We start from the raw sequence: 12,632 nt of genomic DNA on the forward strand, positions 1-12,632 counted from the left end.
ATAGGTTGATGAAAAAGGTTGATGAATAATGTTGAGTAAAAAAGAAATCATCATGCTAAAGATGCTCTACCAAAACCGCAACACATACACTAGCAGCAAACAGATCGCAAATCAACTGGGGGTCTCGGATCGGACTGCTCGCAAGTACCTTCAAGGTCTGGGTCTTATCCTGAAGAACCATAAGCTTGGTCAAATTTGTGCCAAGCAAGGACAGGGGTATCGCTTGAACATCACGGACCAGCGTTCCTTTGATCTGTTTTATTCAGAGAAGACCAATCTCAGGCCAACAGCTGACGATCTAACCACGATCAATGAAGCCAATGACCGGCAATATTTTTTGCTAAATCAATTGTTATTTGGGCATAAGCCCGTTTTTGTTGATGATTTAGCAGCGGATCTATGTGTTTCGCGCTCGACGATTTCAAATGATATCGTTGAAATCAAGCAATTATTAAAGCCTTATACGATCGAGTTGAAACATCGAACCAGCCAAGGCATTTATGTTGAAGGATCTGAAAACAGTCTGCGGCATTTCATCATGAATTACTTTTTCATGAATCGCCTGCAAGACAATCTTTATGCATTCTCAATGTACAAACATCTGTTAGAGGGGATAGCGATCGAGGAGATCGTGATCATCGTCTTGGACACCTGCCGTAAATACTTTTTGAAACTCTCTGATTTTATGATCTACACGATCGTCCTGCATATAGGCTTAGCGATAAAACGGCTGCAGTCGGGCTTTGAGATCCAGCTGCATCCGCAGGATCCTGAATTGGAACAAGAAGCAGAATACCAGTCGGCTATAGAGATCGTTGAGAAGATTCGCCAACAGATGGGCATTGCTTTGCCGCCAGAAGAGGCTTTTTATATCGCCATTCACTTAAAAAACAAACTAGTTTCCGAAACTATCCGTGAACAGATCGATTTAGATGATAACGAGGTCAAACAACAGCTGTTAGCTGTTTTGCATAAAATCGATCAAGAAACCGGCTTTTGCTTAGTCGAAGATCCACTGTTGATAGAAGGGCTGATGATGCATATCACCCCCTTATTGCAACGATTGAACAACGGCACGAGCATGGAGAATCCTTTGCTAGAGACCATCAAAAAAGATTACAGTGACTTTTTTCAGTTAACGATTCGGCATTTTTCTGATGTTCCCTTCTTTGCCCCCTATAGAGTGACCGAAGGAGAGCTTGCCTATTTGACGATCCATTTAACTGCTGCGATGGAACGCTTAGCGAATCAACAAAAAGCCAAGGTCATAGTGATCTGTGCAACAGGAATTGGTAGTTCGCAAATGTTAAAAAATCGTTTGGAACACGAACTTGGTTCAAAAATCGTGATTGAAGATATGATCAGCTATTACGAAATCAGTGAACAAAAACTAGCAGGGATCGATTTGATCATTTCATCCATCAAAGTACCAGATGTGGTTCTAAATATCCCCATCGTCACCGTCAGTGTTTTTTTAGATAAAAAAGATATCCAAAAAATCAATCGCCAGTTGAAGCAGTATAAAATCAAAAAACAGTATGGTAGCATACTGAAACAACAGCCGAAATCTTTATCTGACAAGGAGCGGGAATTGATTGAGACCAGCTTTCGCTCAGAACTTTTTCTGCTGATAGAGGAAGAGACTGACAAAGCAACTGTTATGGATCAGTTGCTGACGAAAATTGAAGGCTTGGAAAAACGTTCAGTGAAAGAAGCGCTAGGCAAGCAGCTTGCTTTACGAGAAGCCTATAGCTCAGTAGCCTTTTCGGATCATTTGGCGGTGGCGCACCCCATTGAACCGATCACCAATGATGCTTATGCGGCCGTTGCTATACTAAAACAAGGCATAAAATGGGATGACAAGCATGACCAGATCCAGCTGATTTTCTTACTTTCCCCTGACCGATTGGGGCAAGTAGAATTGAACAAAATCAGCCAACTGTTAGTACCGATCATTGAAGATGAATCATTTAAAGATGCACTCATAGCAAGTGGTGATTTTGAACATTTTATGAAATGTTTTATTGGGTATCACCTAGAAGCACATATATAGCACATGTAAGGGAGAAAGAACAATGGAATCAGAAAAATTACAAGAGACCGCTTTTCAAATCATTCTTAGCAGCGGGGATGCTCGGACAATCGTTCATGAAGCATTCCAAGAGATGCGCCAAGGAACTTTTGAAGCAGCACAAGCAAAACTGGATCAAGCAAATGAAGCACTAGTAGAGGCCCATAAAGCACAGACGGGCTTATTACAAGAATACGCCAGCGGCGAAAAAATCGACATGGAGATTATCATGGTCCATGCACAAGATCATATAATGACAACGATGACTTTGCGAGAAGTGGCGATTGAAATGCTGGCGTTATACCAGCGAGAGCGGTAGAAAGGAAGGGAACAAATGACCAATCAAGAACAACAGAAAAAAATGGCAGAAAAAAATTTTCGGTTTAATCGCTTTTTATTTCTAAGGTATGTATTAGCAGTGTTTTTCTTTGCAAATCTTTATTGGTTATTGGCTGCGATGGCCAGCAATGCCCTACTCCTGATTCTTCCGCTGGCGCTGTTGGTTTTGGCTATTTCGGCAATTGGAGAATACGTGCGCCTTTATGGCAGCCACTCAGAGCAAATAGCAGAAAAACTGCGGTGGACGCGCTTGTTTTATCTTTGTCAACTGACGATGAACCTCCTTTTATGCGCCGTTTGTTTCTTCTCTCCTCTGTTTTCATTCGTTTTTCCTTTTCTTGATAATACACTGCACAATCGAGGCATTCTTACACTCTGGCTTAGTGTGGGGCTAACGTTAGCTGCGCTATGTTTGCAGCGTGTGAATAAGATCCGCCACAAAAAAGATACGTATTATGGATATATTAAAGAATACCAAAAACTCATTGAAGGGAAGTAGTTACATTATGGAACAATCAAATAGCAAGTTGTTCAGTCTCTTAGAAACGGCCGTCATGGGACCGTTAGGAAAAGTGGCACAGTTCAAAATCGTACGTGCCATCATGGCTGCTGGGATGGCTTCGATTCCTTTTACCATCGTTGGCTCGATGTTTTTAGTTATCAATGTATTGCCGCAGACCTTTACCTTTTTAGAAGATTTCTTCAATAATACTTTTTTCAGAGTCAGTGAATTGTATATGCTGGCAAACAGCACGACAATGGGACTTTTGGCATTATATTTTTGTATCGTTCTCGGCTATGAATACACCAAGATCTATGCGGAAGAAGAAGAGTTGGATCTTGCGCCTATGAGTGGGGCGTTACTATCGATGTTTGCCTTTTTCATGTCGATCCCACAATTGATGATTGTGGATGGCAACATGTCACGGATCACCGATCAAGAAAATGCCATCATCAATGGCTGGGCGATCGGTGGCGACGGGGTGGAGCGTTTAGGAACGACCGGGATATTTACCGGTATTATTATGGCGGTGTTGGCCGTTCAGTTGTACCGTTTATGTGTGACGAAAAAATGGGTCATCAAAATGCCTGAAGAAGTCCCATTAGGGGTTGCCCGTGCCTTTACAGCATTGATTCCCGCCTTTGTTGTGGCCTTCACGGTTCTTATCATCAATGGCGCATTAGTTGCAGCAGGAACGGATATTTTCCAAATCATTGCGGTACCTTTTGGGTTTGTTACCAATTTGACCAACAGTTGGTTAGGTTTGATGGTGATTTACTTTTTAGTCAGTGCATTATGGTTAGTAGGGATTCATGGCGCAAATATCATTTTCTCTGTATTGACGCCAATCACCTTAGGCAATTTGACAGCCAATGCTGAGGGCGCCAATTTTGCATTAGCTGGTGAGTTTAACAATGCGTATGTGACCGTCGGTGGTTCAGGGGCAACGCTAGGTCTCGCTTTATTCTTGGTTTATCTGGCGAAATCAAAACAATTAAGAGTGTTAGGAAAAGCTTCGATCATTCCAGCATTATTCAATATTAACGAGCCGTTGATTTTCGGGATTCCTTTGATTTATAATCCTTTCTTAGCGATTCCCTTTTTCTTAGCACCGATGGCATCCGCATCGATTGCCTATTTTGCGATCGAATTGGAAATCATTCGACCGATGATCGCCCAAATGCCATGGCCTTCTCCAATCGGCATCGGCGCATTTATTGGAAGTGGAGGCGATTGGAAAGCCGCAGTTTGTGCTTTCTTATGTGCAGGCGTTGCCTTTTTGATCTACTTCCCATTCGCTCGTTCTTATGACGCAGGCCTAGTCAAGCAAGAAGCCCAAGAAGGGGAACAAGCAGCATAAATCGAAAGGAATAAGAAAGAAACGTCCACACGGCCGTTTCTTTTTTTTAAGCGTTCTATTCTGCTTTTTTTCGATTCGATGGTACGATGAAACTAGTGAGTTATGAAAAAAAGAAGGAGTGGAGAACATGAAATTTTTAATTTGGCTGGTCTGTGTGATCGGCATTGAAGCAACAGGAATCATCTCGAGTTTGTTTGCAGGGGACATTGCCGGAACGTATGCGCAAATGGAAAAACCCTTTTTAGCCCCTCCTGGCGGGATCATTGGGATCGTTTGGACGATTTTGTATGCCTTTATGGGAACGGCGTTGTATCTGTTGATCGTCGCCAAAGTCAATCCAGCGCTTAAAAAGAATGCCTACATCTTCTTTGCGATCCAGCAAGTATTAAACTTCTTTTGGAGTATCGTTTTCTTTGGCTGGAATGCTTACTGGGCAGGAACGGTCATTATTGTCTTGTTAGTGTTATCAGTGATTATTTGTATGATCCTCTTTGCTCGCATCGACAAAAAAGCGATGTACTTGTTTATTCCTTATTTGATTTGGTGTTTATACGCCGGCTACTTAACGATTGGCTTAACTTTATTGAATGCCTGATAGAAAAACCCTCTTCCAAGCGTCTTGTTGGAAGAGGGTTTTTTCTTTTAGATATAGTCTTCAGTCAATTCCATAAAGCTGGCAACATCTTTTAGGACCATGTCGATCCCTGCTTGCCAGAAGTCTGGTTTCGTTAAATCGACACCAAGGTGTTTTTGCGCCAGTTCTTCCGTCGTCATTGAAGCAGTATCTTGCAATAAAGCAATGTATTCTTCTTCAAAGCTAGACCCTTTTTCATTGGCATACGCGTAGATCCCCATACTAAAGAGGTAACCAAAGGTATAAGGGAAGTTGTAGAACGGCACATCGTCAATAAAGAAGTGCAATTTGGCTGCCCAGAAATGTGGGTGATAAGTCGCTAACCCATCCGCATAGCTTTCTTTTTGCGCCGCAGTCATCATTTCCGTGATTTGTTCCGCTGAAACCAAGCCCTTTTGACGAGCTTGATAGAAGCTGTTCTCAAAAATAAAACGTGCGTGGATGTTCATGAACATCGCGATCGCATTTTGCATTTTAGCATCCAATAGATTGATTTTTTCTTCTTTTGTCGTTGCTTCTTTGAGGGTTGCATCAGCAACGATCAATTCAGCAAAGGTACTTGCTGTTTCGGCAACGTTCATGGCATAGTTGCGGTTTAATTCTGGCAGCTCCCAAAGAACGCTGCTGTGAAACGCGTGACCTAGCTCATGGGCAAGCGTCGCTACTTCGTTGACTGAATTGCTGTAGGTCATGAAAATACGTGACTCTTTGGTTTCTGGCAAGCTGGTGCAATAGCCGCCAGGACGTTTGCCGGGACGATCTTCTGCTTCGATCCAGCTTTTTTCAAAAGCAACTTGGGCAAAGTCAGCCATTTTCGGACTGAACTTACGGAAGTTGGTCAAAATAAAGTCAGCTGCTTCATCAAAGGTGTAGGTTCTTTCTTCCATGTCCCCAAGGATGATTGGCGCATCTTGGTCTTGCCATTCCATTTTTTCTTTGCCGAAAAGCTGGGCTTTGCGAGTCAAGAAATCAACGATTGGCTGTTTGTTCTTTTGGATTGTGCCCCACATAGCATCCAATGTCGCTTTTTGCAGACGATTGTATTCTAATGGTTCCTTCAAGTAATCAGTGACACCGTGAAGTTTGAAGGTAGAAAGGCGGAAACCGTCTAAGTGGTTCAAGGTATCCGCAAAGAGGTCTTCTTTTTCTGCCCACGTCTTTTCCCAAGTGTCGAATAAACGCGCACGAACTTCCGGATCAGGATCACCCATCATTTTATTGAAGGCTTGACCAGCTGAAAACTTGATCGTCGTGCCGTCTTCTTGAAGGAAAGGAATTTCGATCGAGGCAACGATCGTATCGTAATGTTGGCTCCAAGCATTCAAGCCATCTAAATTTAAAGTGTTGATGATGGTCTCTTCTGCTTCGGATAACAATTCTTTGCCGTCGCGGCGAATCTCGCTTAAACGAAAAGCGACAGGTGCTAAGTTTTCCGCTTTAACTAGTGCTGTCCAATCATCCTCAGAAATTTCTGTCAATTTTTTCGAGAAAACGGTTTGTGCTGCTTGCAGTGCTGGCAATTTTGCGTAGAGGTCACCCGTCAGGATTTTGGCTTTGCTGTCATTGACATTCGCTGAAAGCAAGGCATTGATAAAGCTGCCGCATTGTGAAAATCCTTGACTAATAGTTGCGGATAAATCAAGTAACTCTTCTAATTTTGCTGCATCGTCTTCGCTGTTGGGCGACCATGCATCGACTGTTGTTCGGTAATTTGCAATTTGTTCTTCCAGTTGGCTCATGCGTTCTTTTAATTGAACAGAATCGCTGCCTCCCGGAAAGATTGTTTCCAGATTCCAATTGATTGAATAGGTCATTCCTATCAAACCCCTTTCTTTTCCTTCGATCTTATTAAGTATAGCATAACGAAATTTGGTCGCAACCATCAGAATCCTTATGAAATAAGGGTTCTTGATGAAACTGTACCAAAAACAAAAAATGGAATGTATAACTCCTTGATCTATTGATAGGGCGGAAAAACGTCAAAAATAAAAAAACTATCACATCCTCATCAAATTCTTAGAAAAAAATCGATGGATAAATATTACATATGAAAAAAAACAGCGAGTAAAAAAACGCCTGATGAGCGATATTCGCTTTTTCATGCATAATGCCAAATCCTTTGCGAAAAGAACACGAAATATACCACTGCGAAAGCGTATACAATTAGGTAGCATAGAGGTGTAAACAGAAGAAGGAGGAAGAAAAATGCCAAATGCTATTCATGTTTTTTCAGAGATTGGACGATTGAAGCAAGTCATGCTTCACCGCCCTGGTCGGGAATTGGAGAACCTTGTTCCTGATCATTTGAACCGCCTGCTATTTGATGATATTCCTTTTTTGGAACAAGCCAGAGCAGAACATGATCGGTTTGCGGAAGTCCTACGTCAAAATGATGTGGAGGTGTTGTATCTAGAAGATTTAGCTGCTGAATCGCTCACGTCACCAGAAATCAAACAGCAATTTCTCAAGGATTATTTAGCGGAAACTACAATCCAAAGTTCTGAGATCATCAAAGAAGTCACGGATTATTTTATGTCTTGTGACAATGATCGGGAACTGATCGACAAAACTATGGCTGGTTTAGCCAAAAATGAACTGGAGCTGCCAAATACCCAGAGCCTCGCTGGGACCGTGGATGATCAATACCCATTTCTGATCGATCCAATGCCAAATTTGTATTTTACACGAGATCCCTTTGCGACGATTGGTAACGGAGTATCCTTGAATCGCATGTATTCAGAAACAAGACGGCGCGAAACGTTATACGGCAAATATATTTTTGCTCATCATCCAATGTTCCAGCAAAATCCGCCTCATATGCTTTATGATCGCGCTCAACCAACCCGCATCGAAGGTGGCGACGAATTAGTTCTGTCAAAACATGTGTTGGCGATTGGTATCTCGCAACGAACGGATGCCGCTTCGATTGAGCAGCTGGCCCGCAAAGTGTTCGAAAATGAGCCAAGCTTTGAGTATGTTCTAGCGTTTGACATTGGTCAAGAGCGCAAATTCATGCATTTAGATACGGTATTTACAATGGTCGATCATGACAAGTTTACGATCCATCCAGAAATCGAAGGAGAGCTGACGGTTTATTCAATCTCACGAGCAGGTGATGGGGTGACGATCAAAGAAGAAAAGGACACGTTGGAAAATATTTTATGTCGCTATCTAGAACTAAATACGGTTGAATTGATTCGTTGCGGCGGCAGTGATTTGATTGCAGCAGCTCGGGAACAATGGAATGACGGTTCCAATACCTTGACGATCGCACCTGGCGAAGTCGTCGTATATGACCGCAATACCATCACCAATCAGAAGTTGGCAGAAGCCGGTATCAAATTGCACAAAATCTCCGGCAGTGAATTGGTTCGTGGTCGTGGCGGTCCTCGTTGCATGAGCATGCCATTTGTTAGAGAAGATATTTAAATCAGAGGAGGAATCATCGATGGAACAAGTATTTAAAGGAAGAAGTTTTTTAGCAGAAAAAGATTTTACGAAAGCCGAGTTAGAATACCTCATTGATTTTTCAATCTATTTAAAACAATTGAAAAAACAAAATATTTCTCATCGTTATTTAGAAGGCAAGAACATTGCCCTTTTGTTTGAAAAAACATCGACTCGGACACGGGCGGCCTTTACGACAGCTGCCATCGATCTTGGTGCCCATCCAGAATTTTTAGGCGCGAATGATATTCAGCTAGGCAAAAAAGAATCTGTCGAAGATACAGCAAAAGTTTTAGGCAGCATGTTTGACGGTATTGAGTTTCGTGGATTCAGTCAACAAGTCGTTGAAGATTTAGCCAAATTCTCCGGTGTTCCTGTTTGGAATGGCTTAACCGATGAATGGCACCCAACCCAAATGATCGCTGACTTTATGACCATCAAAGAAAACTTCGGCACCTTGGAAAACATTACGCTAGTTTATGTGGGCGACGGCCGGAACAATATGGCGAATAGTTTGTTAGTGACGGGGGCAATTTTAGGGGTCAACGTTCGTATCTGTGCACCAAAAGAACTTTTCCCAGCGCAAGAAGTGACAGACTATGCCAACAAATTTGCTAAAGAATCTGGCAGTCAGTTGATGGTAACAGATGATATCCAAAAAGGCGTCAAAGATGCAGACGTCTTGTATACCGATGTTTGGGTGTCAATGGGGGAAGAAGACCAGTTCGAAGAGCGGGTGAAGCTGTTGAAAGATTACCAGATCAACCGCGAAATGGTGATGGCCACCGGAAAACAAGACGATGGCTTGATCGTGCTGCACTGCTTGCCAGCGTTCCATGATACGAATACGACGTATGGAAAAATGATCGAAGAAAAATTTGGCATTTTTGAAATGGAGATCACAGACGATATTTTCCGTAGTCACTGGGGTCGTCAATTTGAAGAGGCTGAAAACCGGATGCACTCGATCAAAGCGATCATGGCAGTAACATTAGGCGATCTATTTATTCCTAGAGTGTGAGAAGGAGCAGTGAGCAGATGAGTGAAAAGAAACCAACGATCGTTGTCGCCCTTGGCGGCAACGCCATCTTAGCAGAAGATGCCAGTGCCAAAGGGCAAAAAGAGCGACTCAAACAGACCGTGGACTATCTGATTCCCTTGATCCGAAAAGACGTCAATTTGATCATTACTCATGGGAATGGTCCCCAAGTGGGAAACCTGGTTTTGCAGCAGCAAGCGAGCGATTCTAGCAAAAACCCAGCAATGCCTTTAGATACCTGTGTCGCCATGACCCAAGGCAGTATTGGCTATTGGTTGCAAAATGAGCTGAGAATCCAGTTGAAAGCAGCACAAATAGCGAAGCCGGTGGTGACTGTGGTCACGGAAATTACAGTCGATGCCCAAGATCCAGCATTTGCCCATCCGACAAAACCAATCGGGCCTTTCTTAACGGAAACGGCTGCCAAAGAAGCCATGGCGGCTTCAGATGCCATCTACCGGGAAGATGCTGGTCGTGGCTGGCGGAAAGTCGTGGCTAGTCCTGCACCACAAGCGATCCAAGAAGTTGCCAGCATCAAAGCGCTGATTGAACAAAACACGATCGTCATTTGTGCAGGAGGCGGCGGCATTCCCGTGCTAGACAATGGCCTGGGTGTTGAAGCCGTGATCGATAAAGATTTTGTTTCTGAAAAATTGGCTCGATTAGTCGATGCGGATCAGCTGATCATTTTAACGGGCGTAGAAAAAATCGCTTTGAACTTTGGCAAGGAAAGTGAGCAGTGGTTGGATCATGTGACCGCCGCGGAATTGGAAACCTATGTCGATGAAGGCCATTTTTCACCAGGTAGTATGTTGCCGAAAGTACAAGCCGCTTTGAACTTTGTCAAAATGGGGGCGGAAAAACGGGCAGTGATTACTTCTTTAGACAAGCTGGCAGCTATCGATGATGCTGGCACGCAGATCACCTGGAAGTAAGCGAAGCAGCAAAGCAAGACCCAAAACATTGGAGTGAGAAAAATGATCGACCACCAAATAAAAGATCCATCAACAAGAGCGAACAGCTTTCAATGGCTGGAAGAAGAAAATCAGCAGCGTTTGAAAGAGCATATTTACTGCCGTACGTACAAAAAAGGTCAAGTGCTTTTTTATGAAGGCGACGTAAGAGATCGGATATTCCTTGTGATAGAAGGACTTGTACGGATCGAAAAGACCGACGGAACTGATTCCTATTGTTATGTAGATTTTGTTGGGCCAGATCAGTTATTTCCTTTGATTGGCTTGTTTGAAAGAGACAACTATGATGTATCGGCATTCGCTGCAACAGACATTGTCGTGCAGTTTGCAGCGATGTCACTGTTTGAACCGCTAGTCGTTTCGTCTACAAGTCAGTTGCTGTGGCTCAATCAGCAAATGAGCCGGCAGTTGGAAAAGCAAAGACGCCGTGTCGAGTATTGTGTCACCTCCAGCGCGCAAACAAGAGTCGTCAATACGATTGGTCTTTTGATGATCGAGCATGGGCAGACACAAGGTGAGCAGATTCGCATCCCTTTTCCAGTTTTTATCAATGATATAGCCAAGTACAGTGGAACGACGCGAGAGACAGTCAGTCAAACGCTCAAGGCGCTCGTGCATAAAAGAAAGATTTATTATCGCTACAAAGAACTCATTATTTATGACCAAGATTATTTTTCTCATGTTGCCAAGTAATGGCTGGCAGCAAATAGGATCGATTCAAAAAAGGGGGAACACAGATGAAAAAAAAGCAAAAAGAAAAAAAGTCGCTGACATCATTCAGTATCTTATTTCTGATCATTATCGCCTTGACGGTCGCTTCCTGGCTCTTAGCAGGGCAGCCTTTTGCGCCTTCTTTACCAGCAGGCCAAGAAGAGATGGTCAGCCAAGTGGTGGGTGCCAAGTTTTCTGATTTCTTTATGGCGCCTTTTAACGGATTTCGTGATGCGATCGAGATCTGCGTGTTTATTCTCTGTTTGGGTGGTTTTTTGAATATCGTCACGCGAACAGGCGCTTTGGAAGCCGGGATTCAGCATTTGGTCAAAAAACTCAAAGGCAATGAGTTGATTTTGATTCCGATTTTAATGATCTTGTTTTCGATCGGCGGCTCCACTTATGGAATGGCAGAAGAAACGATTCCTTTTTATTCCTTATTAGCAATAACGATGGTGGCATCAGGTTTTGATACGATCGTCGCAGCAGGAACCGTTATGCTGGGTGCTGGTGCCGGCGTGATTGGCTCCACCGTCAATCCCTTTGCGACCGGCGTTGCGATGGATGCCTTGCGAAGCATCGATATTGCCCCAAACAATGGCACGATCTTAGTAGTCGGGGCATTGCTTTGGTTAGTCACGACCGCATACTGTATCTTTGTGGTGATGTCTTATGCCAAAAAAGTCAAAGCCGACAAAGGCTCCACGATCTTATCGCTGCAAGAGCAAAAAGAAATGGAAGAACATTTTGTCAAAGACACGAACGAAGCCTTGGTGTTTACGCAAAAACATCGCCTGATTTTGACGATTTTTGGCTTATCCTTTGTGATCATGGTGGTTTCCTTGATTCCTTGGGGCGACTTTGATATCCATGTGTTTGACGGTTGGACCGCCTTTTTGACCGGCAATAGCTTCGGTGAATGGTATTTTGGTGATTTGGCCATGTGGTTCTTCTACATCAGTATCATCATTGCGTTGATTCAAGGATTCTCAGAAAAAGAAATCGTGACCAACTTTATCGATGGGGTCAAAGACATTTTATCCGTTGTCTTGATCATCGTTGTGGCACGGGGTGCTTCCTACATTATGCAAACGACGTACTTGGATCTGTTTATTTTGGATCGGGCTTCCCATCTTTTAGAAGGTCTATCACCTGTCCTGTTTGTGATTGGCGCCTACATTTTGTATCTGCTCTTATCGTTCTTGATTCCATCGACTTCCGGACTAGCGTATGTATCGATCCCGATCATGGGGGCCTTGGCGCAAAGCATCGGACTCAATCCGAACGTCATGGTGATGATCTTTACTGCTGGTTGCGGATTAGTGAATTTGATCACACCAACTTCTGGCGTCGTGATGGGGGGATTGGAGCTGGCTCGGGTCAACTATTCCACTTGGACCCGCTTTATGCGCAAACCGTTACTGGTTATTGGAATTTCCAATCTTGCCATTTTAATCTTCTCAATGTTGTTCTTGTAAGCTACGTTTCAAGATGTGAACGAGACGGATCAACTATTTCAGTAAGCGAGGCGACTTGAGAGGAGCGGATCAAGTAA

The 12,632-nt window shown here is 43.4% G+C and carries 11 protein-coding genes; 10 read left to right on the top strand and 1 reads right to left on the bottom strand.

Translation table 11 applies throughout. The features are described from left to right. Positions 1-28: 28 nt before the first annotated feature. From FJU10_RS13830 to FJU10_RS13850, 5 genes are all read left to right on the top strand, one after another. Positions 29-2,053, top strand: a complete 2,025-nt coding sequence (locus FJU10_RS13830; protein ID WP_086332734.1) for a BglG family transcription antiterminator — start codon at positions 29-31, stop codon at positions 2,051-2,053. Between the two features lie 22 nt (positions 2,054-2,075). After that, on the top strand, positions 2,076-2,390 hold the full coding sequence (locus FJU10_RS13835) for a PTS cellobiose transporter subunit IIA (RefSeq protein WP_140966172.1): 315 nt from the start codon (positions 2,076-2,078) through the stop codon (positions 2,388-2,390). Positions 2,391-2,405: 15 nt separating this feature from the next. Next, the gene (locus FJU10_RS13840) at positions 2,406-2,909 is read left to right on the top strand and encodes a hypothetical protein (RefSeq protein ID WP_086332733.1); all 504 of its coding nucleotides are present in this window, start codon (positions 2,406-2,408) and stop codon (positions 2,907-2,909) included. A 7-nt stretch (positions 2,910-2,916) separates the two neighbouring features. Then, positions 2,917-4,272 (top strand): PTS cellobiose transporter subunit IIC, encoded by a 1,356-nt coding sequence (gene celB, locus FJU10_RS13845; RefSeq protein ID WP_008380179.1) that lies wholly within the window; start codon positions 2,917-2,919, stop codon positions 4,270-4,272. A 127-nt stretch (positions 4,273-4,399) separates the two neighbouring features. Further along, the gene (locus FJU10_RS13850; RefSeq protein WP_005233316.1) at positions 4,400-4,867 is read left to right on the top strand and encodes a TspO/MBR family protein; all 468 of its coding nucleotides are present in this window, start codon (positions 4,400-4,402) and stop codon (positions 4,865-4,867) included. A 47-nt stretch (positions 4,868-4,914) separates the two neighbouring features. Here the strand turns inward: FJU10_RS13850 and FJU10_RS13855 are convergent, their stop codons facing one another. Continuing rightward, a complete protein-coding gene (locus FJU10_RS13855; protein ID WP_034872886.1) occupies positions 4,915-6,720 on the bottom strand; it encodes a M3 family oligoendopeptidase in 1,806 nt (601 codons plus the stop codon). Positions 6,721-7,111: 391 nt separating this feature from the next. Here FJU10_RS13855 and arcA point away from each other — a divergent pair, with 391 nt between their 5' ends. Genes arcA through FJU10_RS13880 form a run of 5 tightly spaced genes read left to right on the top strand, consistent with a single transcriptional unit; the run spans position 7,112 to position 12,555 of the window. Next, the gene (arcA, locus tag FJU10_RS13860) at positions 7,112-8,335 is read left to right on the top strand and encodes an arginine deiminase (protein WP_008380174.1); all 1,224 of its coding nucleotides are present in this window, start codon (positions 7,112-7,114) and stop codon (positions 8,333-8,335) included. 19 nt (positions 8,336-8,354) lie between these two features. Further along, the gene (gene argF, locus FJU10_RS13865) at positions 8,355-9,374 is read left to right on the top strand and encodes an ornithine carbamoyltransferase (protein ID WP_140966173.1); all 1,020 of its coding nucleotides are present in this window, start codon (positions 8,355-8,357) and stop codon (positions 9,372-9,374) included. Between the two features lie 17 nt (positions 9,375-9,391). Next, positions 9,392-10,327, top strand: a complete 936-nt coding sequence (gene arcC / locus FJU10_RS13870; protein ID WP_140966174.1) for a carbamate kinase — start codon at positions 9,392-9,394, stop codon at positions 10,325-10,327. 42 nt (positions 10,328-10,369) lie between these two features. Then, complete coding sequence (locus FJU10_RS13875) at positions 10,370-11,059, top strand: Crp/Fnr family transcriptional regulator (RefSeq protein WP_005233329.1); 690 nt, start codon at positions 10,370-10,372, stop codon at positions 11,057-11,059. A gap of 44 nt (positions 11,060-11,103) precedes the next feature. Further along, the gene (locus tag FJU10_RS13880; protein ID WP_008380167.1) at positions 11,104-12,555 is read left to right on the top strand and encodes a YfcC family protein; all 1,452 of its coding nucleotides are present in this window, start codon (positions 11,104-11,106) and stop codon (positions 12,553-12,555) included. Positions 12,556-12,632 lie beyond the last annotated feature (77 nt).

It is taken from the genome of Enterococcus sp. OL5, from assembly GCF_006491895.1.
GTDB lineage: Bacteria > Bacillota > Bacilli > Lactobacillales > Enterococcaceae > Enterococcus_D > Enterococcus_D innesii.